This is a genomic window from Arthrobacter sp. Y3221087 (assembly GCF_059089905.1).
In genome coordinates this window covers 639,637-658,919 of sequence record NZ_JBNHFE010000001.1, presented here as the reverse complement: position 1 = coordinate 658,919, position 19,283 = coordinate 639,637, and the positions used below count along the sequence as shown (strand labels likewise).

At 67.2% G+C, this 19,283-nt stretch carries 22 protein-coding genes; 13 read left to right on the top strand and 9 right to left on the bottom strand.

All coding sequences use genetic code 11. The features are described 5' to 3' along the window. Positions 1-263 precede the first annotated feature (263 nt). Together AC5RUO_RS03120 and AC5RUO_RS03115 are read left to right on the top strand one after the other, a co-directional pair. Positions 264-791 (top strand): hypothetical protein, encoded by a 528-nt coding sequence (locus AC5RUO_RS03120; RefSeq protein WP_494102778.1) that lies wholly within the window; start codon positions 264-266, stop codon positions 789-791. Positions 792-1,144: 353 nt separating this feature from the next. Next, positions 1,145-1,411, top strand: coding sequence for a hypothetical protein (locus AC5RUO_RS03115; RefSeq protein WP_494102777.1), 267 nt, complete (start codon positions 1,145-1,147; stop codon positions 1,409-1,411). A 37-nt stretch (positions 1,412-1,448) separates the two neighbouring features. On the opposite strand, the gene AC5RUO_RS03110 is transcribed toward AC5RUO_RS03115, so the two are convergent. Next, a complete protein-coding gene (locus tag AC5RUO_RS03110; RefSeq protein ID WP_494102776.1) occupies positions 1,449-2,345 on the bottom strand; it encodes a diacylglycerol/lipid kinase family protein in 897 nt (298 codons plus the stop codon). A gap of 537 nt (positions 2,346-2,882) precedes the next feature. Next, on the bottom strand, positions 2,883-3,602 hold the full coding sequence (locus tag AC5RUO_RS03105; RefSeq protein ID WP_494010116.1) for a TetR/AcrR family transcriptional regulator C-terminal domain-containing protein: 720 nt from the start codon (positions 3,600-3,602) through the stop codon (positions 2,883-2,885). A gap of 207 nt (positions 3,603-3,809) precedes the next feature. Between AC5RUO_RS03105 and AC5RUO_RS03100 the strand changes: the two genes are divergently transcribed. The 5 genes from AC5RUO_RS03100 (at position 3,810) to AC5RUO_RS03080 (ending at position 6,951) form a co-directional block, all read left to right on the top strand. Next, a complete protein-coding gene (locus tag AC5RUO_RS03100; protein WP_494102775.1) occupies positions 3,810-4,061 on the top strand; it encodes a hypothetical protein in 252 nt (83 codons plus the stop codon). 47 nt (positions 4,062-4,108) lie between these two features. Next, entirely contained in the window at positions 4,109-5,005 is an 897-nt protein-coding gene (locus AC5RUO_RS03095; protein ID WP_494102774.1) for a diacylglycerol/lipid kinase family protein, read from the top strand. 16 nt (positions 5,006-5,021) lie between these two features. Next, positions 5,022-5,912, top strand: coding sequence for an alpha/beta fold hydrolase (locus AC5RUO_RS03090; RefSeq protein WP_494102773.1), 891 nt, complete (start codon positions 5,022-5,024; stop codon positions 5,910-5,912). An 83-nt stretch (positions 5,913-5,995) separates the two neighbouring features. Further along, entirely contained in the window at positions 5,996-6,148 is a 153-nt protein-coding gene (locus AC5RUO_RS03085; RefSeq protein ID WP_494102772.1) for a hypothetical protein, read from the top strand. Positions 6,149-6,645: 497 nt separating this feature from the next. Further along, positions 6,646-6,951 carry a DUF3040 domain-containing protein gene (locus AC5RUO_RS03080; RefSeq protein WP_494102771.1) on the top strand — a complete coding sequence of 102 codons (306 nt, stop codon included), beginning with the start codon at positions 6,646-6,648 and terminating at the stop codon, positions 6,949-6,951. Positions 6,952-6,975: 24 nt separating this feature from the next. Here AC5RUO_RS03080 and AC5RUO_RS03075 read toward each other — a convergent pair whose 3' ends face one another. Further along, positions 6,976-8,598 (bottom strand): ABC transporter permease, encoded by a 1,623-nt coding sequence (locus AC5RUO_RS03075; protein WP_494102770.1) that lies wholly within the window; start codon positions 8,596-8,598, stop codon positions 6,976-6,978. Continuing rightward, positions 8,598-9,566: an ABC transporter ATP-binding protein gene (locus AC5RUO_RS03070; RefSeq protein ID WP_494010102.1), complete on the bottom strand. Its 969-nt coding sequence runs from the start codon at positions 9,564-9,566 to the stop codon at positions 8,598-8,600. The genes AC5RUO_RS03075 and AC5RUO_RS03070 overlap by 1 nt, the downstream gene beginning before the upstream one ends. Before the next feature lie 218 nt (positions 9,567-9,784). On the opposite strand from AC5RUO_RS03070, the gene AC5RUO_RS03065 reads away from it, so the two are divergent. The 6 genes from AC5RUO_RS03065 to AC5RUO_RS03040 all read left to right on the top strand — a co-directional run bounded on the left by AC5RUO_RS03065 (position 9,785) and on the right by AC5RUO_RS03040 (position 14,916). Then, positions 9,785-11,074: a serine/threonine-protein kinase gene (locus AC5RUO_RS03065; protein WP_494102769.1), complete on the top strand. Its 1,290-nt coding sequence runs from the start codon at positions 9,785-9,787 to the stop codon at positions 11,072-11,074. Continuing rightward, entirely contained in the window at positions 11,071-11,568 is a 498-nt protein-coding gene (locus AC5RUO_RS03060) for a hypothetical protein (protein WP_494102768.1), read from the top strand. Before AC5RUO_RS03065 ends, AC5RUO_RS03060 begins: the two co-directional genes overlap by 4 nt. Before the next feature lie 60 nt (positions 11,569-11,628). Next, complete coding sequence (locus AC5RUO_RS03055) at positions 11,629-13,095, top strand: TrkH family potassium uptake protein (protein WP_494102767.1); 1,467 nt, start codon at positions 11,629-11,631, stop codon at positions 13,093-13,095. Continuing rightward, a complete protein-coding gene (locus AC5RUO_RS03050) occupies positions 13,088-13,780 on the top strand; it encodes a potassium channel family protein (RefSeq protein WP_494051270.1) in 693 nt (230 codons plus the stop codon). Before AC5RUO_RS03055 ends, AC5RUO_RS03050 begins: the two co-directional genes overlap by 8 nt. Positions 13,781-13,896: 116 nt before the next feature. Then, the gene (locus AC5RUO_RS03045) at positions 13,897-14,097 is read left to right on the top strand and encodes a DUF2795 domain-containing protein (protein WP_494010097.1); all 201 of its coding nucleotides are present in this window, start codon (positions 13,897-13,899) and stop codon (positions 14,095-14,097) included. A gap of 69 nt (positions 14,098-14,166) precedes the next feature. Further along, the gene (locus tag AC5RUO_RS03040) at positions 14,167-14,916 is read left to right on the top strand and encodes an ABC transporter permease (protein WP_494102766.1); all 750 of its coding nucleotides are present in this window, start codon (positions 14,167-14,169) and stop codon (positions 14,914-14,916) included. On the opposite strand, the gene AC5RUO_RS03035 is transcribed toward AC5RUO_RS03040, so the two are convergent. From AC5RUO_RS03035 to AC5RUO_RS03015, 5 genes are all read right to left on the bottom strand, one after another. Next, positions 14,913-15,041, bottom strand: coding sequence for a hypothetical protein (locus tag AC5RUO_RS03035; protein ID WP_494010095.1), 129 nt, complete (start codon positions 15,039-15,041; stop codon positions 14,913-14,915). The two genes, AC5RUO_RS03040 and AC5RUO_RS03035, sit on opposite strands and share 4 nt — an antisense overlap. Beyond that, positions 15,038-15,751, bottom strand: coding sequence for a dienelactone hydrolase family protein (locus tag AC5RUO_RS03030; RefSeq protein WP_494102765.1), 714 nt, complete (start codon positions 15,749-15,751; stop codon positions 15,038-15,040). Before AC5RUO_RS03030 ends, AC5RUO_RS03035 begins: the two co-directional genes overlap by 4 nt. Then, a complete protein-coding gene (locus tag AC5RUO_RS03025) occupies positions 15,741-16,427 on the bottom strand; it encodes a phosphoribosyltransferase (protein ID WP_494102764.1) in 687 nt (228 codons plus the stop codon). The genes AC5RUO_RS03030 and AC5RUO_RS03025 overlap by 11 nt, the downstream gene beginning before the upstream one ends. 149 nt (positions 16,428-16,576) lie before the next feature. After that, complete coding sequence (locus AC5RUO_RS03020) at positions 16,577-17,746, bottom strand: carboxylate-amine ligase (RefSeq protein ID WP_494010092.1); 1,170 nt, start codon at positions 17,744-17,746, stop codon at positions 16,577-16,579. A 57-nt stretch (positions 17,747-17,803) separates the two neighbouring features. Then, entirely contained in the window at positions 17,804-19,279 is a 1,476-nt protein-coding gene (locus tag AC5RUO_RS03015) for a M20/M25/M40 family metallo-hydrolase (protein WP_494102763.1), read from the bottom strand. Positions 19,280-19,283 lie beyond the last annotated feature (4 nt).

Below are 19,283 nucleotides of genomic sequence, written 5' to 3'. Positions count from 1 at the left end.
AGCACTCCGCTTGCAATAAAGCAGTCAACCTCACCGGCAGCGCCGGCCACGGACCCGCCGCATGTTCCCGTGCCCCCTCAAGCACCGACCCGAAAGGCGATCAGCCGCGAGCACCAGTTGCGGCAGCTCATCAACGACCTCTCCGACCTTGCAGCCAAACACCGCCCGCCGCAGCGGCAGAACCAAGCCAGCGCGTAGGGGCCCCCGCGGTCGGCGAGGAAGGCGCTCTAGGTGGGAGGCGCAGCAGGGCGCATAGTGGGACTATGACAAGTCCTTACACCCGGGGTGATTCCTTCAGTTGCGGGGCCTCCCGCGAACACATCGAACGAGCCCTCGTATCCTCCGGGGCGACGGACGTTGTCTTCAGTCGACGCGGCACCCGGAGCGCCATCGCTTTCAAGGGCGGCGGGAGGCAGTTCCGTATCGTCATTGCATTGCCGCAACCGGATGCGGCTTTGCCGATCCGGAAGGATGCAGCGGAGGGCCCTGCCGGCGAAGCGAAAGGAAAGGTCCTCGATCGCGCTGCCCGCAGGATGTGGCACGCCACGGCAATGGGAATCGATGCCAAGCTCGGAGCGGTGGCGGCAGGGGCCGCCAGCCTTGAATCAGAGTTCCTCGCCCACGTGGTCCTCCCCGGGAACCGCACTGTCCTGGACGAGCTCGAGCCCGTCATCGACTCGGCCTACCGGTCTGGACTGCGCCCCTCGTTTGGCATTACCGCGCCGTCTTTGCCGGCTGCAGACCAGCAGTTGTCCACCGCTCTCCCGCACCGGCGCACGCCCGCGAAATAGCGCCGTGGCTGCCAAAAATCTTGCATAAGCCCTGCGCCCCGTAAAGGCGTTTTTAGGGCGTACACTCAGGACTACCTCGGGAGGTCGTGACTGGACATCCGGTTCCCCGAGAAAAGAGCCCGTTTCCTGCCAGCACCCGCGAATCTGGGGAGCACGTAGATCGAGTCGCCTCGATGCTGACACCGCAGCTACTGGGACAACGAGGGCGGACGTGACCGGAGCGCTTCGGCGAAACGGGAACCGGCAGCCATCCCAGACAGGCGATCCAGGCCCGGGTCCCTAAACCCCAGTCACAGCCGTCCCGGCTTTTCCGCGGATCCGGCCGTGCATTTCAAGGAACGTTGGCAGACGACATGACCGACAGCAGCATCCGCAACCAGTGGCACAGGCTTCCCTCGCCGGTAACCCAGTGGCTGGTCGACAACCCCGGCTGCGTCATCCTTCCTCGGACCCTGTCTGCGGAGATCAGTGCCGCAACCGGTGAACCCCTGAGTGTTGACCCGCACGGCGAAACCACGCTCAGCCAGGATGACGTGGACTTCATCCGGATGAAGTCCCACGAGGCACAAGGCGGGGAGCCATCCACCGATTACCGGTTCTTTGACTCGGTGCAGCCCTAGCCCGGCGTCCGGCCGTAGGCCCCTAGCGGTGTGCTGATCAGATCGTGGCCAGAGCGTGCCTGGCGCTTTCCACCAGCACACGGGTCCCCGCCGGGACGTGCACAACTTCGCCGTCGATCTGGCACGGAACAGCGTCCCGCGTGGTGAAGGCATAGCTGCTGACGCTGGGCTGGTTTCCCAACCCCAGCGTGACGGCGCGCAGGGTCATCAGTGCCATCTTAAGCAGCCCGGCGTGGGGCAGGGTTACCACCTCGAACCGCCCGTCGTCGGGCTGGTTGGATTCGCTCACGGTTCCGTACTTGGCCATCCGCGAAATGTTGGCCAAAATCAGGCTGTCGAAGCGGGCGGTGGAACCGTCGTCGCGGACCAGATCGAATGGTTTCGGCGCCCTGAGCGTCCGGGCGACGGAGAGCAGCTCGAGGATTTTCCCCTTTCCGCCCTGTTCAATTCCGATTGCCATCAGCGGTGTGAGCCCGAACCCCACATAGGAGTGGGCATACCGCACCTCATCCTTGTGGGTTCCGCCGAACGTGACGCGCAGGAGGTCGATGCGGCGGACCCTGTTCTCTCGGATGGCCTCCGCCAGGGGCTTGACCGGCAGGCTCCGGTGGTGGTCGTTGGCATTACCCGCCGGAAGCACGGTACACACGGCATTGCTGCCGGGCACGTCCATCACCCCGTTGACTACCTCGTTGTACCCGCCGTCGCCGCTGAGAGAAACAATCAGCGGGGCGCCCCGCACGGCTACGGAGCGCGCCAAATCGCGGGCGTGTCCTGCAAAATTTGTCGCCAGCAGCTCTATGCCGAGATCCGGCACGCCTGCTGCAAGGTCCCTCTGCACCTCATCGATCCGGTCAGACATTCCGGGCCTGTTCGGATTGAAAACCAGGGTAATCCGGTCGTAATGGGCTGCCGGCGCCCGTTCATCGGCCATTGTGGATCGCTCCCAATCCCAGTTGCTGTTAATTCCAGCCTAGCCGGACACACCTAGCGCCGGTTCGCCCAGGTCGTTGCCCTGTCGGATGGAAGGGGCCGGCTCAACCGCGCAACGCGCAGAAATCCGGACCCATCCTTCGGGCCTATTGTTACGAACTGCCGTGGGAGCCGGTTTTATGGCCCCGGCGCCAAGCGTAGACAAAGTTGGCAGGGCTTCACCTAGCAGGAGGATTACAGACATGAGCGTGAATTGCACCCGGTTCCTTTCCGAATGCATTACCCGGGACCTAGAGAAGCACCCTGGTCTCCGCGAAGGCGAACTGTACGGGGTGTACCTGAGCTGGTGCCTGCTCAACGGCGAGAAGCCCTGCCCTGACGCGTCACTCTGGGCAACCATGAGCCAGCAGGGGCATGAGTCACACAGCGCCGCAGGGCAGAGGGTCTGGCCAGGGCTGTCGATGACAGGCCCGGCGGCGGTGGATTACATTCTGGCGAGCCAACCCAGCTTGCTTTGATTCCCTGACAGCCGCGTGCACTAGCGGTTGGTACCGTCCACGCGCCTGCCGGGTCCAGCCAGTTGTGCGGCCAGACCGGAGAGCAGGATGCTCAACCCCTGGTCCAGTTCGGCGTCGCCGTCGTACTCGGCCAGGACGGGGCCCAGCGCACGCAAGTGCGGAAACTCCTTGCTCGGAAGGCGGTGCAGGCCAAGCCGCAGGATGGCTTCGTTTTCGTCCGGATCCACGATGTATTCCTGCAGTTCGTTGAGGATGTGTCCATAGAGGAAGCCGTAATAGGCGCGGTAGACGTGCAAGGCGTCGGCCGGAGAGAACCCGGCCTCTATCAGCAGGGCCAGAATCTGCTCAAGCGGACGCAGGGTACCCAGCGGACGCAGGCCCAAAGGAGTGGACAGGGGCCTGGTGACCAGCAGCGGCACCACGTTAGGGTGGCGCAGGGCCAGGAGCCGCAAATCGTGTCCGATCCGGCGAAGCTGGGCCTGCCAGTCCGGGTCGTCAGGAAAAATGGCCAGTTCATCGAGCACCACTTCCGTCACCCCGTCCAGCAGGGCTGCGCGGTTCGCGGCATACCGATAGAGACTCATTGGGTCCCGTCCCAGCTCTTGCCCCAGGCGACGCATGGTGAGGGCCTCTAGGCCTTCGGCGTCTACTAGTGCCAGCGCCGTGGAGAGGACGATTTCCCTGTTCAGCCGGGCCTTTGCCGGTTTGCTATGGTTCAAGGTTTTCCGCTGGGAAGCCATGAAGATCCGTTCCTGTTGAGTAGTGCGGGCCCACCCACCGGAGGATCGCAATCTTGCTTATCTCTTAGTCTACGCGTAAAGTCTACGTTGTAGATAAAATCGGACAATGTTCCGGCACTACCCTCAATGTCCTGTGCAAGGCATATGAGTTCGAAACCGCTGTAGCCCAACGGCGAACAACCGCACCTCAGTGAAACGAGCCCTTCAATGGCGCATTCACACTTCGATCAATTCCTCCGCGAAGCCACCTATTCAGAGCCGGATTCCGACTCCATCCTTGACGGAGACTCCCTGTACGGCCTGTACACCAGCTGGTGTTGCCTGTCCGGGAAAACTCCGCGGGCCGAGCGCAGCTTCTGGGCTGCCATGAACGAGCGCGTCCTCACCGGACAGCGTTTGAAGATGAAAGGTCCGGCTGCTGCGGATTACATCCTGTCCAGCTACCAGGCCGTCGTCTGACTCCCTGAAGCCGACAGCAAGACGATAAAAGAGCCACGGAGCGCACCATGAGTACTGCACGGACCTTTCACAAAATCACCCTCATCTTCAATCCCAACAGCACCGGAGATGCCGCCAACCTGGCAGCCGACCTCCAGTCCCGGCTTGCCGTGCTTCTCCCCTACCAAGCGGACGTCCAGCTTCAACCCACCGCCCATGCGGGCCACGCAGTCGAACTTGCGCGCGAAGCCGCCCAGGGCGGCCAGGATGTCCTGGTCGTCTCGGTCAGCGGCGACGGCGGCTACAACGAAGTGGTCAACGGCGTCATGCAGGCCGGCAACCCCAATGCTGTCTGCGCCGTGATGGCCGCCGGCAACGCCAACGACCACCGCCGCACCATAGCCACCCGCCCACTGGAGGAAGCCATCGCCGGCGGCAGCGTGCGCCGCATCGACCTCCTCCGTATCCGCACCGGCAACAGTGGAGATGCCGCGGACTACGCGCATTCCTACATCGGATTCGGCCTGACCCCGGTCATGGCCATCGATTTGGAGAAGGGCAGCAAAGGAGCGCTGAAAGAGATGATCTCTGTGATGCGCACCTTTTCCAAATACAAGCCCTTCGAAATCCGGCAAGCCGACGGAAAACGCCGCAAGTTCGACAGCCTCGTCCTGGCCAACATCGCCGAAATGGCAAAATACGCCACCCTGAGCGAGGCCGACGACAGGGCGGCCGACGGGACGTTCGAAGTGGTGCTTCTCCCCCACCGGTCGAAGCTCCGCGTTCTGTTGACCGCACTGCGTGCGACCACCCAAGGCCTGGGCGACCAACCCAGCGTCAGCAGCTACCGGTTCACGACCATCAAACCCATTCCGTACCAAATCGACGGCGAAGTGAAATCCGTCGCCGCCAACACCCCAGTGATTATCGAATGTGCACCGGCCGCCCTGGCGACTTTAGGCTAACGGCAAGGCCAACCTGATGAGCGCTATTGAAAGGAACGCGGTGCACGGCGAAGGCGATAGAAAACGGGAAACCGAACCTGTATCACGCGGGAGAGCGCTCGCGTGGCTGCGCCAGCCGCTACGGCCGAGAGTCGTCACCGCAGCGTCATTGACCTCCCACGTGCACTCCTTGGACGGCCCTGCCGCATCCTCCGGCCCGGCCTTCGTGCTGCTCCACGGCATCGGCATGTCCCACCGTTACTACCGGAAACTCCAGCTCCACCTGGCACGGCACGGGGATGTCCATGCCATAGACCTCCCGGGCTTCGGCGGTACACCCACCCCGGACCGGCAACTCGGCGTCGTCGATTATGCACACCACATCGCGGCGGTCCTTGAAAAGATGGGGACTTCCCGGACGGTGGTGGTGGGCCACTCGATGGGTACCCAGTTCGCCGCTGAGCTTGCGGTGCAACGCCCTGACCTGGTTTCCCACGTGGTGCTCCTGGGGCCGGTAGTGGATCCGGAACACCGTACCGTCCTGCAGCAATCCCTTGCCTTGGGGCTGGATTCACTCATGGAAAGCCCAGTGGGCAATGCCATGGTCTTCGGCGACTACGTCCGCTCGGGGATGCACTGGTACCTTACCGAGCTTCCCGTCATGATGGCCTACGACCTTCAAGCCACGCTTGCCCTGGTAAGCCAGCCGGTGCTCGTCATCCGGGGGTCGCGGGACCCGGTAGCGCCGCGGACCTGGTGCCACAAACTCGCCGCCACCGCGCCGGACGGCCGCTTCCTGGAAATACCGGGCAAGCCACACATCGTCCATCACGGAGCCGCAGCCCACGCTGCGGCCAGCATCATCGCCCTAACCAGCGGCACCTCTCCGGAGTCATCATCGAACCCGGCACCGACTCCTGGCGGCTAACCCACCACGGAATCAATAACAGCAAACCTGACTTGAGTCTTCGGGAGGACAGGACGTCCCAGCCCGGGGACTAGTATTCCCGCATGGGACTAATCATCACACTGCTTGTCATCTGGCTTGTTCTGTCCATCCTGGGCTTCATTATCGAGGGCCTGCTGTGGCTGGCCCTCATCGGCCTGGTGCTGTTCGCCGCCACCATAGTGTGGGGCTGGCTGAAGCGGAACGCCCGCACGTAAGACCCCAGGCTCCCGTTCAGCCCAGCGAGGCGAGGAGCCCGGCGCAGGCATGCCGGAGCATGGACTGTAGGTGGTTACAGGCCTCTCTTTTCCACTGGTTGGTGGCCGCCTTGCGGGTTACAGGATCAGTTGGAGAGGACGACGGCGGCGCGTCACCGGAGACGGGAAGGCCGCGGCGCGTGCTGGCGGTCCGCCGCCAGGAAGGTGCCCCGATCAGGGCGTCCGGAGCACCTTTTCCCAGCCTGGCCTGGGGTCCTCGCGCGGAAGATCACACGTCTATTACAGTTGCCGGCGGCTTGCGGTGCCGCCGCTGGATGCGTGCCGTCGTCCGGGCGATGCGGGGTGCCAACGTTACGGCACTATCAAGAATGTCCCCGGCTCCTCACGACTGGATAACGCCCATTGTCCGGATAATCGGGAGTCCCTAGCCTGATGATTGCAGGATTGCGTACCCGCGTGGCACCGGGATTGCGCTTGAGCCAAAGAAGGCGAACACCATGCCGTTGTCCGATGAAGAGCGCCGGCGCCTCGAAGAGCTGGAAACCCTTCTCAGCGCCCAGGATCCGGCCCTGGCACGGAACCTGCAGGAAGGGAAGCCCGGCAACCGGGTTCACCGGCGGATGGTCTTTGCCAGCCTGGCGTTCGTGGCGGGCGTGGTGTTTGTCATCGTGGGGGTCGCAACGCAGGTTCTCCTCATCGGCGTCGCCGGTTTCCTGCTCGAATGCGCCGCAGCCTACTGGTTGGTGGAAGCGCAGGCCTCCCGGGTCCGGACCCCGATGTCCCTCTTCAAGCAGAAGAACTGACTGCCGGGCAAAGCGCCCCTTGTCCTAGTACCCGGCCAGGTCGCGCTCGCGCACCAGGCGGCCGGCCGCCGCCGCCAGGGCGATGGCGACGGCGGCGAGCAGCACGGCGCCGGCCGGATCGAATGCCTCGGCAGGCATCGCGGACGAATGCCGGAACGGGCTCAGGTCCTGCATCCACACCGGCAGCCCCAGCAGTTCCCCGAACTGCCCCAACACCAGCCCAAGGGCCAGGAATCCCCAGCCCACGGCGCTGCTCCACCGGGACGCCAGCGCGAACACCAGCACCGTCACCGCGGGAAAGACCAGCGCCGCCGGGACATGGGCCAGTGCCGCCGCAAAGACGGTGCCCGCGCTGCTGCCCCCTGCCTGGGAGACGGTGAGCACAGCGGCCGCCGCGGCTCCCGCGGCGGCCGCGACCGCCGTCGTGGTGATGACGGCGACGGCGAGCGTCCCGGCCAGCCACCGGAGGCGCGACGTCGGCACGGCCAGGAGCAGCTCGGCCCGCCCCTCGGCTTCTTCCGCCCTCAGCCGCAGCACCGCCTGGATTCCCGCGGCGGCTGCCAGCACCCCGACAATGCCGAGCATGGCCGTGGTGAACAGGTCCACCATGGCCGACTCCCCCGGAACCAGGCGGCCCATCAGTTCCATCAGTGCAGGGTTGCCGGCCAGTGCATCCCGGACCACCGGGCCCAGTCCGCCGGCCACGGCCCCCATCACGGCGGCGGTGAAGCACCAGCTCGCCACGCTTCCGCGCTGCAGCCTCCATGCGAGCCCGGGCATCGACACCAGGCCGGGGCGGGCGTGCTCCGGGCCCGACTCGTTGGCCGCGATATAGCTGGCACCCAGGTCCCGCCCCCGGCGGAGCACCACGGCCGCCGCCCCCAGGAGCGCGGCGGCACCGGCCAGTACCAGTAAAGGCAGCGGATCGGCCTCCGTGAACGGCCGGATGCGCTGCCCCCAGCCGATCGGCGACAGCAGGGAGGGCCAGGCGGGGGTGACCTGCAGGGTTGAGAGATTGGCGGTTCCGAGGGCGTCGCCGGCGCCCCGGATCATGTAGGCGGCACCCACCAGGGCCGCAGCGGTGCCGTTGGCGGTACGGGCGGACGGCATCACCTGGGCCACCAGCGCCGCGGCGCCCACGAAGAACAGACCCACGGCACCCACCGCCGCACCCGCCAGGAAGGAACCCTCCACAGGCAGGCCAGCCCCTGCGAAACCACCGGCCACGGCCAGGGCCAGGACCCCGTTGGCGCAGGTTCCAAGCAGCAGGGTGGCCTGCAGCGGCGCGGCCCGGGTCACGCCCGTGGAGCCGAGAAGTTCGAAGCGGCCCTGGTCCTCATCGGCACGTGTATGCCGTACCACCAGGAACGCGCCCATCAACCCGGCCAGCACCGCGGTGAAGGAATAGCCCTGGAAGAACGTGACCGCGCCGGAGCTGATGCCGTCCGGGAGGCCGCGCAGGAAAAGGAAAGCAGGGCTGGCGGCGGCCACGGCAACCAGGGCGGCCCGCTCGTTGTCCTCCGCGAACTGGGTGGTGATGGCTGTGGCTGCGGCGTACCCCAGGCCGGCAATGCCCACGATCCACGCCGCCAGGATTGCCCGGTCACGCCGTGCCTGGAGCAGTGCCAGGCGCAGGACGGCGCCCATCAGAGCACCTGGCCCTGCTGGGCCTGGTTCTGCTCGGCGTTGTTCTGCTGGGCCTGGACCTGCGGCGCGGGCGCCTGGTCGCTGTAATGCCGCAGGAACAGCTCCTCCAACGACGGCGGCGCGGCCGTGATGCCGGTGACGCCCGCCGCCGCGAGCGCGTCCAGCACGGCACCAAGGTGGGCGGCGTCGGCGTCGAACTCGATGACGTCCCCGTCTGTCCGCACGTCGTGGAAGCCCTGCAGGGCCGCCAGCACGTCCGGTTGCACGGCAGCGGTAATCCGGAAGCGGGTTCGGGTCAGATGCCGTAGCTCGGCCAGGGTCCCCGACTCCACCGCGGTCCCGGACCGGATGATGGTCACCCGGTCACACAGCTGTTCCACTTCCGCCAGGATGTGGCTGGACAGCAGCACCGTGGCCCCCTCGCCGGTTACCCGCCGGACATGCCGGCGGAAGACGGCGTCCATCACCGGGTCCAGGCCCGAACTTGGCTCATCCAGCAGGTACAGCCTGGCGCGGCGGGAAAACGCGGCGATCAGCGCTGCCTTTTGCCTGTTCCCCTTGGAATAGGTGCGGGCCTTCCGCCGAGGATCGAAATCGAATTCCTCGATCAGCTGCCGGCGCAGGGTTTCGTCGGCCCCGCCGCGGAGCCCGGCCAGCAAGTCTATGACCTCCCCGCCGGACAGGTTGGGCCAGAGCGTCACGTCCCCGGGAACGTAGGCGACGTCCTGGTGCGCCCGGACCGGTTCGGCCCAGGGGTCGATCCCGAAAACCCTGGCGGTTCCGGAGCTGGGCTTGATCAGCCCCAGGAGGATCCGCAGGGTGGTGGACTTTCCGGCGCCGTTGGGCCCAAGGAAGCCGTGGACCTCGCCGGGCAGGACGGTCAGGTCCAGGCCTGCCAGCGCGGTGATCCGCCCGAAGTTCTTCACAAGGCCGGAGGTGTGGACAACGGGGGTTGAATCTGTGTGCATGGCGGTTCCGTTCGTGGTCTCGCAGCTCACGCCCCAGGCGGCTGCCAGGTACGTGCCGCAGGCGTGCATGTCTGCGGGCCGACCAGGCTTCCCGGCTCTCCGGTCCACATCCTACAAGCGGCAGATGTGCCGCGGTAGGGGCCTTCGCAGCTGCCTCGAGACCCCCTGCGGCAGGGGGGCGATGCGCCTAGAGTGGATGCAAACGGAAGGCGGCAACCATGACCGAACACACGGCAACCGGCCTGGCCGGGACCGTCCTGGGCGGGCGTTACAGGGTGGACGAAGTGCTGGGCCACGGCGGGATGGGGAGCGTCTACCGGGGCACCGACCAGGTTCTGGACCGGCCGGTGGCACTGAAGATTTTCCGCGACGACATCACCGACGCCAACGAGCTCGCGAGGCAGCAGTCGGAGGCCCGGATGCTGGCGCAGCTGAATCACCATGGCCTCGTCACGCTCTTCGACACCGGGACGCTGGTCCGCGGGCAGCGCGAAGTGCCGTTCCTGGTCATGGAACTGGTGCAGGGAACAGACCTCCACCGGCAGCTGGCGGACGGGCCGTTGGCGGGTAACGACGCCGCGCGGCTGGGAGCCGAACTGGCCGAGGCACTGCACTACATCCATCAGCGCGGCGTGGTGCACCGGGACGTGAAGCCTGCCAACATCCTCCTCACCCGCTACGCGGCCGACGCCCCGATCCGCCCCAAGCTCGCCGATTTCGGCATCGCGCGGATGCTCGACGGCGTCCGGGTCACCGCAACCAACATGGTCCCCGGAACGGCTGCCTACCTGAGTCCGGAGCAGGCAAGGGGCGACGCGGTGGGGCCGCCGGCTGATATTTATTCGCTGGGTCTTGTCCTGCTGGAAGCACTCACCGGCAGCGTGGCCTTTCCCGGGCCGCCCATGGAAGCCGCCGTCGCCCGGCTCTCCCGCGGCCCCCAAGTCCCCGACTCCCTGGGGCCGCAGTGGACCTCGCTGCTCACGGCCATGACGGCCATGAACCCGCAGGACCGGCCCACTGCGGCGGACGTGGCAGCCACGCTGGGTGCCGCCACCGGCTGGGCGCTTCCCGCTGAAGAGGCGAAGGGCTCGGCAGCCGCGGAGCCGTCTTTTCCGGCAACCCGTGTCCTGGATGCGGGTTCTGCCCCGCGGCAACCGGGCATCCCGGCAGCGGCTGCCCGGCTTCCCCTCCTGCCGGAACACCAGGCAACCAACGCCACCTCCTGGCAGCCTGCCCCGCGAATGCCATCCCACGCGCCGGCTTCCGCCGGGGAGCAGCGGGCCCGCCAGGCCGCACCCTCGCGTCGTCCGTGGCGGAAGCCTGCTGACCTGCGCGGCAGCCGGCTGTGGATCCTGGCCGCGGCGGCCGCCGTCGTCGTGGTCCTCGCCGTGGTGTTGCTGACATCGATCCGGCAGCCGGCGCCAGGCCCGGCGGAAACTCCGGGCCCCACGATTCCGGGGCAACTGGGCGAACACTTCAAGGAACTGGAAGAGAGCGTCACGCCATGAGGCACACCCCGGTCCGAAGATTCACGGCCCTGATCCTGGCCGCGTGCCTTGGCCTTTGGCTCCTGGCCGGATGTTCCGCCGGACCCGACTTGGACAGCGAGGTGGCCGAACAGCTGCAGCAGCGGGTGGCCGTGGCCAAGCAGCACGCGGCCCAGCAGGACTTTCCCGCCGCCCAGGCCGAGCTTCAGCAGCTGAGCCAGGACGTGGCGACGGCGGCCGGGCAGGGCCGGATGTCCGAGCAGCGGAAGAGCCGGATAGAGGCCGCGATCAGTAGCATTCGCAATGATCTGGCGGCAGCCGTGGCTCCTGCCCCGCAGCCTTCCGCGACGGCAACCCTGACCGAGGAGCAGCTGGAACAGGCGGAGGAGGCCAGGAAGGAAGCCGAAGAGCAGAGGGAGAAGGCCCAGGAGGAAGCCGAGGAACTGCGCAAGGAAGCGGAAAAGAAGCTGGAAGAGGCGCAGAAGGAAGCCGAGAAAAAACGCGGCAACGGCTGATCCCTGCGTTGGCCGCTGCCCTTTCCAGCAACGCACTGCCCAGGTGGTACGGTGACGCCTATGCATTTGAAGGCCTACCAGCGCGGCCCCACGCCACCGCGCCGGAGGCGAAAACCAAGCCTAATTCTTGCCGGCTACAGCCGCTCGGTCGCGGCCTTCCAGAACCAGCAGCTCTCCACCTTGCAAAAGCTCGGCCGGCGCCTGCTGCCGCGGCACCCTGCCCAGCTCATCGTCCTCGGGTTTGCGCTAGCTATCGCCGTGGGGACCGGGCTGTTGATGCTGCCGGTCGCAAGGAACGGCGGCGGCGGCGCCTCCTTCCTGGAGGCCCTGTTCACCGCCACGTCGGCCGTCTGCGTCACGGGACTTATTACCGTGGACACACCGGTGTTCTGGAGCGGGTTCGGACAGGTGGTGATCCTGGCGCTGATCCAGGTGGGCGGTTTCGGGGTAATGTCCTTCGGCACGTTGCTGGGTGTCCTGACCGCCCGGCGGCTGGGCCTGCGCTCCAAAATGCTGGCCGCCGCGGAAACCAAGAGCGCCGGCTTTGGCGACGTCCGCCGGGTCCTGCTGGGTGTCTTGATCATCACCCTGCTCGTTGAGGTCACGCTGGCCCTGGTGCTGATGCTGCGGTTCCTGCTGGGCTACGGCTACTCCCCCGGCAAGGCGCTGTGGCACGGGGTGTTCCACTCGATCTCCGCCTTCAACAATGCCGGGTTTGCCCTGTACTCGGACAACCTCATGGGGTTCGTCAGCGATCCCTGGGTATGCCTGCCCATTGCCGCGGCCGTGATCATCGGCGGCCTTGGGTTCCCCGTCCTGTTCGAACTGCGCCGCCAGTTCCGCCAGCCCGTCTTCTGGAGCATGCACACCAAGCTGGTGTTGCTGGGCAGCGCTGTCCTCCTGGTTGGCGGCACGGTGTTCCTGACGGCCGCGGAGTGGACAAACTCCGCCACGCTGGGTGCGCTACCTCCCGGTGAGCGGGTCTTGGGCGGGTTCTTCCAGTCCACAATCACCCGCACCGCGGGATTCAACAGCATTGACATCAGCCAGATGCACCCGGTGTCCTGGCTGGGCATGGACATCCTGATGTTCATTGGCGGCGGCCCGGCCGGGACGGCAGGCGGCCTCAAGATCACCACGTTCGCCGTCCTGTTCTTCATCATGGCCACCGAACTGCGCGGCGGCACGGCGGTGAACATCTTCGGCAAACGCCTCTCCCGGGCCGTCCACCGCCAGGCCATCACCGTGGTCCTGCTGGCCATCGCCCTCATCACGGCGTCCACCATGTTCCTGATGCTCATCACCGACTTCGGCCAGGAACGGATCCTCTTCGAGGTGGTCTCCGCCTTCGCCACGGTGGGGCTCTCCACCGGCATCACGGCGGCAATGCCCCCGGCAGGCCAGGTGGTGCTGATCTTGCTCATGTTCATCGGCCGCCTGGGCCCCGTCACGCTCGCCACCGCCCTGGCTCTCCGCAGCCGCCCCATCATGTACGAATACCCGAAGGAAAGGCCCCTCATTGGCTAAGGACATGTTTTCCCGGCGAGCAGGACGCGCCGCCCAGGCTGACTCCGTGGCAGTAATCGGGCTGGGCCGGTTCGGCGGGTCACTGGCGCTGGAGCTGGAAGCGCAGGGCACGGAGGTGCTGGGCATCGACAGCAACGAGGAGATCGTGCAGTCCTACAACGGCGTCCTCACGCACGTGGTCCGCGCCGACTCCACCAAGGAGGCCGTGCTGCGGCAGCTGTCAGTCCACGAGTTCGACAGGGTAGTGGTGGGCATCGGCACGGACCTTGAGGCCAGCATCCTGACCACCTCCCGGCTGCTCACCTTCAAGCATCCGCAGATCTGGGCCAAGGCCATCAGCGAACCGCACGCCGAAATCCTGGCCCAGCTCGGCGTCGAGAACGTGATCCGGCCCGAGCACGACATGGGGAAGCGGGTGGCGCACCTGGTCCGCGGCTCAATCCTCGACTACGTGGAATTCGAGGACGACTTCGTGATGATCCGCACCCAGCCGCCTCTGGTTGCCCGGGACCGGCCGCTCGGTGTCCTCGGCCTCCGCGACCAGTACGGGATCACCATCGTGGCCGTGAAGCGGCCCGGCGGGACTTGGACGCACACCACCGCCCAGACCGTCCTGTACGACGACGACCAGATCATTGTTCAGGGTCCCAAAAACCTGGCGGAGGGGTTCAGCCAGCAGGCCTAGGATCCACCCGCTCCCGTTCCCACCGGGAGCAGTCGCGGCTACGATGAAGCCGTCCGCGCCCGCCTCCTGCCGGGGGCGGCGTGCGGATTCAGAGCCGGCACGAGAAAGGAAACCTGATGGCCGACACCCCAAACCCGATCCAGATCCAGAAGTTCCTCGGCGGCGTGGACTATCCCGCAAAGCGTGACGCCCTGCTGTCCAGGGCGAAGGACTCGGGCGCCGACAGCAACGTGATCCAGGCACTCGAAGCTATTCCGGACAAGGAATACGACAGCCCTACGGCCGTCAGCTCCGCAATCTCCGACAGCAACTCCTAAGGCGTCACCGGGCGGGGACAGGGCCTGTCGTACAGCACCTGTCCCTGCTGGCCCGCCTAAGCTGGCAGCATGCCTGACCTTGCCGCCCTGGTGCCCACCCTCGTGGCCCTCGCCCTCCTGGTGGCACTCACGGTGGGCGTCCTGTGGGGCTCGCGGACGCCGTCGTACGCTGCTCCCGCCGCCGCCATCCTCCGCGGGGCGGCCCAACTGGCGCTCATCAGCCTGGTCCTGGGCGGCATCATCACCGATCCCTTCTGGGTGGGTGCGGCGCTGCTGGTCATGTTCACCGTGGCCGCGGTGACGGCCACCCGCCGGCTGGCGTGGTCCTGGCACCGGTTCGCGGTGGTGTCCGCCACGATGGCGGCCGGTGTCCTGGTGACCCTCGGCGTGGTGTTCGGCACCGGTGCCATCGAATTCGCGCCGCGGTACGTCCTGGCCGTCGGGGGCATCGTGATCGGCAACTGCATGACCATCGCCGTCCTGGCCGGCCGCAGGTTCTATGAGGCGGTGCGGGAGCAGTGGGACGAGGTGGAGGGCTGGCTGGCGCTCGGCGCAACGCCCGGCCGTGCCACGCTCAGGCAGGCCCGCGAATCCGTGCACGCAGCCCTGATCCCCTCCACGGACCAGACCAAAACCACCGGCCTGGTAACCCTGCCCGGCGCCTTTGTGGGCGCCATCTTCGGCGGCGCCTCACCCCTTGAGGCCGGCCGCTTCCAGGTGGTGGTGCTGGCGTCCATCCTGGCAGCCGGGTCGCTGACCGCCGTCGCGCTGATGCGATCCCTGCGCTCCCTGAAGGTGCGCCCGGAAGCGCTCGCCTAAGAACTCATGCAGGGCCTGACCAGCCCGTCGAGGTCGGCGGCGGTGTCCAGGGGACGGGCCAGGGCCAGGATCTCGTCCAGCTCCGGTCCCCGGCCGGCGTCCTCATCGCCGCTTCCACCGGTCATTGCTGGACCTCCCGCCTGGAGCTTCCGTCCGATGAAGCGAGGAGGTACTGGCTGAACCATCCCGCGGCCAGTCCGGCCGCCGTGGCCAGGGTTCCGGGCTCCTCGAAAAGATGGCTGGCTCCCGGCACGATTTCCAGCCGAGTGATGGCCCGCATCAGGGACTGGGCCTCCCGGTTGAGGGTAAGCACCTGGGGATCGGAGCCGCCGACGATCAGCAGCGTGGGGGCACGCACGGCGGCGAGCCGTGCCCCGGCAAGGTCCGGCCGGCCGCCCCTGGACACCACGGCCGCTATCTCGGCGTCCGGTTCGGCGGCTGCCCACAGTGCGGCACCGGCCCCCGTGCTCGCCCCGAAGTAGCCGATCCGGCCATGCCAGCCGTCCTGCCGCGATTCCACCCACCGGGTGGCAGAGCAGAGCCGCTGGGCCAGCAGGGCGATATCAAACACGTTGCTCCGGTCCACTTCCTCCGCCGGGGTGAGAAGGTCAAGCAGCAGCGTGCCCAGTCCGGCATCATGGAGGACTGACGCCACATAACGGTTGCGCGGACTGTGCCTGCTGCTTCCGCTGCCGTGGGCGAAAATGACCATGCCTTCACACCCGGGAGGCCGGTACAGGCTTCCACTCAACCGGACTGCTCCGGCCGGGATCTCGACTTCTTCCTCGGCCCCTTCACCCCGCACGAAGCCCTGCTGCCCTGTTTCACCCTGCATCCTGCCCTCCTGAATTATGCTTGCCGCGGACCAGGCGGAGCCGGTGTTCGGCGTCGTCCAGCAGCCGGACCACCTCGTCGTCCTCCGTGCCCGAGAAGTCGTAGTAGTAATAGCCCACGGCCCGGAAGTTCCGCGGGGTAGCCAGGCAAACGACGTCGTCCGCTTCCTTCAGCGAGGGAATGGCACGGGCCGGGGCCACCGGCACCGCCAGGACCACCCGGGCCGCGCCAAGCTGGCGGGCAATCCGGCACGCAACCCGCGCCGTTGATCCGGTGGCGATCCCGTCGTCCACCACAATGGCCGTTCGTCCGTGGAGGTCAGCGCGCGGCCGGCCCTGCCGGTACCGCGCTGTCCGATCCTCCAGCAGTTGGCGTTCGCTGCTTTCGACGCCGGCCAGGTCATCGTCCGTGACCCGCGCAAGGGAGAGGACGCGCTCATCCAGGACCCGGGCACCACCTTCACCGATGGCGCCCATGGCCACTTCCGGCTGGAACGGAACCCCCAGTTTCCGGACCGTGATCACATCCAGCGGCGCGTCGAGGGCTTTTGCCACCTCGAACGCCACCGGAACTCCGCCGCGGGGCAATCCCAGCACCACCACGTCCCGGCCCCGCAGTCCGGCCAGGCGCTGCCCAAGCCGCCGGCCGGCGTCGGCCCTGTCAAGGAACTCGAACATTGCCGCGTCCTCCCGGGAAGTGGCCTCCCTGCTAGTTAACCTCCTGCGGGCGGTCCGCCCGCAATTCCAGTCAACTCCCGGGCAGCACCGCCTTCTAGGGCAGAAAGACCCAAGTCTGCTGACGCCTCACCCGTTCCGCTCCAGAATTCCTAGGCGCCGCCCGCTGCGACCCCCACCGTGCAGTTGGCGGCGTCGTCCACCACGTCCTCGAGGTCGCCGGTGCGGTGCAGCACCTCGAGTTGCCGGACGGCGCCGGTGCCCACATGCAGCAGGTTGTCCGTCAGCTCCTCCACGCGCTGCAGGTCCCCGATGTCCTCCAGGGCAGGGCGGATATGGTTCAGCAGGGAATTGACGACGGCGAGCGCCGGCGCGGGCCTGCTGGTCACCGGATCCAGGAGTTCCCCGCGCAGTCCCCAGCGGCTGGCCTTCCAGCCGGCCAGCCGCAGCAGCGCCGTGGGCACGGCCACCGGTTCGACGCCGGCCCGCCACTCCCGCGCGGCCGTTTCCACCAATCCCCGGGCGATCCCGGCGAGCAGCACCGTGTTCTCCGGCCGCAGGCAGACATCGGCGAGCCGGACCTCCACCGTGGGGTAGTGCCGGGAGAGCCGGGCGTCGAAGTAGATCATGCCCTCGTCCAACGCGACGCCGGTGTCCACCATGTCATGCACCAGCTGGTAGTAGGCGTCCGGTGTCCGCAGGATTTCCAGCGGCCCGGCGGACGGCCAACGGTTCCACACCTGCGACCGGTAGCTGGCGTAGCCGGTGTCTTGCCCGTGCCAGAAGGGCGAGTTTGCGCTGAGCGCGGTCAGCACCGGCAGCCAGTTCCGGATCCTGTCCAGCACCCCCACGCCCTCCTCCGGTGATTCGATCGAGACGTGGATGTGGCAGCCGCAGGTGAGCTGTTCCCGTGCGGTCAGCCCGTACTCCTCCGCCATGGCGGCGAAGCGCCGCAGCTTCACCGGGTGCGGGTCGCAGGGCAGCGGCGAGGTGCCCAGTGCGGCCACCCGCACCCCCACGTCCTCCCCCGCCTGGTGTGCGATGGCCCGGCCGGCCACGATGTCCGCCTCCAGGGCGGCCATGGTGGAATGCGGCGGGGTGACCACCTCGATCATTTCCTGCTGGAATTCGGCTGTCAGCACTGGACCGGCACTGGACTCAAGCGGCCGGACATACAGATCCAGGAGCGCCCCCGCCATCGGCACGGCGTCCCCGCTGCCCGGGTCCACCAGGAGCAGTTCTTCCTCCACACCGAAGGTCCTGATGTTCCCGCCGCTGCCCGTGCCCGGACCGCCGGTGCCGTTATTCGGAAAGGTGTCCATCGCCGTCGTCCTTTGCTCGTTGTATCCTTGCAAGTTCGTCCCAGAAACAGGCCAGCGTCACGGCGCCGTTCTCCAGGACGTCCAGGCTGACGCTCTCGTCGCTGTCATGCCAGTGGTCCTCCACAAGCCCGGTTCCGAAAACAGCACCGGCGCATGGAGCAGGCGGGACAGAAGCTCCGCTGGCCCTCCGCCCGCGTTGCCCATCCTGCCTACGCTGCCCGACCTGAAGCCCCGCGCCATGGCCCGTTCCAGCGCGGGAACTGCGGGGTGGTCCGGGGCCCGGTAGGGTTCCTGCGCCGTTTTTATGTCCGGGGTCAGCCGGTGCTGGAAGGCGCCACTGATGGTGGCGTTCACCCACTGCTGCAGCAGTTCGGCCACCTTTTCCACTCGCTGGCCCGGCACTGTGCGGAAACTGAGGTCCGCGGCGGCGACGGCCGGCACGGCAGCGCGGGAGACTTCCCTGGGATCGCCGGCAACCAGGGAGGTGACCTCGACGGCGGGGCGCAGCCACAGCCGTTCCAGCACCGTGTAGCCCTCCTCCCCTGTGATGGCACCGCTCTCGGAACGCGCGAGCCAGTCCTCGTCGCTGTAAGGAAGGTCCGCAACAGCCTGCCGCAGGTCCGCTGGCAGCGGCTCCACGTCGTCGTAAAACCCCGGGATGGCGATCCGGCCGTCCTCGTCGTGCAGCTGCGCCAGCAGCCGGCTCACTTCGAACACCGGGTTCGGGGCGTTGCCTGAGACGGCACCGCTGTGGACGTCGCGCTCCGGGCCGAACACCTCCAGCTGCGCGCTGAGCATGCCGCGCAGGCCCACGCACAGGGCGGGGTGGTCTTCGCGCCAGAGCAGGGTGTCGGAGAAAAGGACGACGTCGGCCTGGAACCGCTCCGTCTGTTCCTCCAAAAGCTTGGCCAGGTTCGGGGAACCGCCTTCCTCCTCGCCCTCGACGAGGAATTTCAGGTTGACGGCGGGTACGGGGCCTGCCTGTTGGGGGGAAGTGGGGTGAGCGGGCGTTTCAGATTTTGCCGCCATAAGTGAACGGGCGTTGGGGTTTTGGGCGCCGGAAGTGAGAGAGCGTTGGTGGAGGTGGGCGCGGACTCCCTCGAGGTGGGCCATGACCTGGCCCTTGGCGTCCGAGCTTCCCCGGCCGTACAGCCTGCCCTCGCGCACCGCCGGCTGGAACGGTGCCGTCTGGTTCCAGTTGTCCGGCTTCACGGCACGGACGTCGTGGTGTCTGTAGACCAGGACTGTAGGCGCGCCGGGGCCCGCACACCACTCCGCGTACACCGCGTGCGACTCCCCCGTGGGCTGCACCTCAACCACGGGGAAGCCGATGTCCCGGAACGCGGCGGCCAGCCAGTTGGCCGAGCGGAGCAGGTCCTTGGTGTGCCCGGGTTCCCCCAATATTCCCGGGACTTGCACCCACTCGGCCAACTGACGCTTCAGGTCTGCCCGCCGGGAGTGGACATAGGCGTGCGGGTCCGCGCCGCCGTCGTCCGTTGAGGCAGCGGCGGCGGGGCTGTCCTGCCTGTCCATGCCC

Bases quoted from the DNA above. Each gene is read 5' to 3' on its own strand.
- AC5RUO_RS03120 (WP_494102778.1), top strand. From the start codon at position 264: ATGACAAGTCCTTACACCCGGGGTGATTCCTTCAGTTGCGGGGCCTCC.
- AC5RUO_RS03115 (WP_494102777.1), top strand. From the start codon at position 1,145: ATGACCGACAGCAGCATCCGCAACCAGTGGCACAGGCTTCCCTCGCCG.
- AC5RUO_RS03110 (WP_494102776.1), bottom strand. From the start codon at position 2,345: ATGGCCGATGAACGGGCGCCGGCAGCCCATTACGACCGGATTACCCTG.
- AC5RUO_RS03105 (WP_494010116.1), bottom strand. From the start codon at position 3,602: ATGGCTTCCCAGCGGAAAACCTTGAACCATAGCAAACCGGCAAAGGCC.
- AC5RUO_RS03100 (WP_494102775.1), top strand. From the start codon at position 3,810: ATGGCGCATTCACACTTCGATCAATTCCTCCGCGAAGCCACCTATTCA.
- AC5RUO_RS03095 (WP_494102774.1), top strand. From the start codon at position 4,109: ATGAGTACTGCACGGACCTTTCACAAAATCACCCTCATCTTCAATCCC.
- AC5RUO_RS03090 (WP_494102773.1), top strand. From the start codon at position 5,022: ATGAGCGCTATTGAAAGGAACGCGGTGCACGGCGAAGGCGATAGAAAA.
- AC5RUO_RS03085 (WP_494102772.1), top strand. From the start codon at position 5,996: ATGGGACTAATCATCACACTGCTTGTCATCTGGCTTGTTCTGTCCATC.
- AC5RUO_RS03080 (WP_494102771.1), top strand. From the start codon at position 6,646: ATGCCGTTGTCCGATGAAGAGCGCCGGCGCCTCGAAGAGCTGGAAACC.
- AC5RUO_RS03075 (WP_494102770.1), bottom strand. From the start codon at position 8,598: ATGGGCGCCGTCCTGCGCCTGGCACTGCTCCAGGCACGGCGTGACCGG.
- AC5RUO_RS03070 (WP_494010102.1), bottom strand. From the start codon at position 9,566: ATGCACACAGATTCAACCCCCGTTGTCCACACCTCCGGCCTTGTGAAG.
- AC5RUO_RS03065 (WP_494102769.1), top strand. From the start codon at position 9,785: ATGACCGAACACACGGCAACCGGCCTGGCCGGGACCGTCCTGGGCGGG.
- AC5RUO_RS03060 (WP_494102768.1), top strand. From the start codon at position 11,071: ATGAGGCACACCCCGGTCCGAAGATTCACGGCCCTGATCCTGGCCGCG.
- AC5RUO_RS03055 (WP_494102767.1), top strand. From the start codon at position 11,629: ATGCATTTGAAGGCCTACCAGCGCGGCCCCACGCCACCGCGCCGGAGG.
- AC5RUO_RS03045 (WP_494010097.1), top strand. From the start codon at position 13,897: ATGGCCGACACCCCAAACCCGATCCAGATCCAGAAGTTCCTCGGCGGC.
- AC5RUO_RS03040 (WP_494102766.1), top strand. From the start codon at position 14,167: ATGCCTGACCTTGCCGCCCTGGTGCCCACCCTCGTGGCCCTCGCCCTC.
- AC5RUO_RS03035 (WP_494010095.1), bottom strand. From the start codon at position 15,041: ATGACCGGTGGAAGCGGCGATGAGGACGCCGGCCGGGGACCGGAGCTG.
- AC5RUO_RS03030 (WP_494102765.1), bottom strand. From the start codon at position 15,751: ATGCAGGGTGAAACAGGGCAGCAGGGCTTCGTGCGGGGTGAAGGGGCC.
- AC5RUO_RS03025 (WP_494102764.1), bottom strand. From the start codon at position 16,427: ATGTTCGAGTTCCTTGACAGGGCCGACGCCGGCCGGCGGCTTGGGCAG.
- AC5RUO_RS03020 (WP_494010092.1), bottom strand. From the start codon at position 17,746: ATGGACACCTTTCCGAATAACGGCACCGGCGGTCCGGGCACGGGCAGC.
- AC5RUO_RS03015 (WP_494102763.1), bottom strand. From the start codon at position 19,279: ATGGACAGGCAGGACAGCCCCGCCGCCGCTGCCTCAACGGACGACGGC.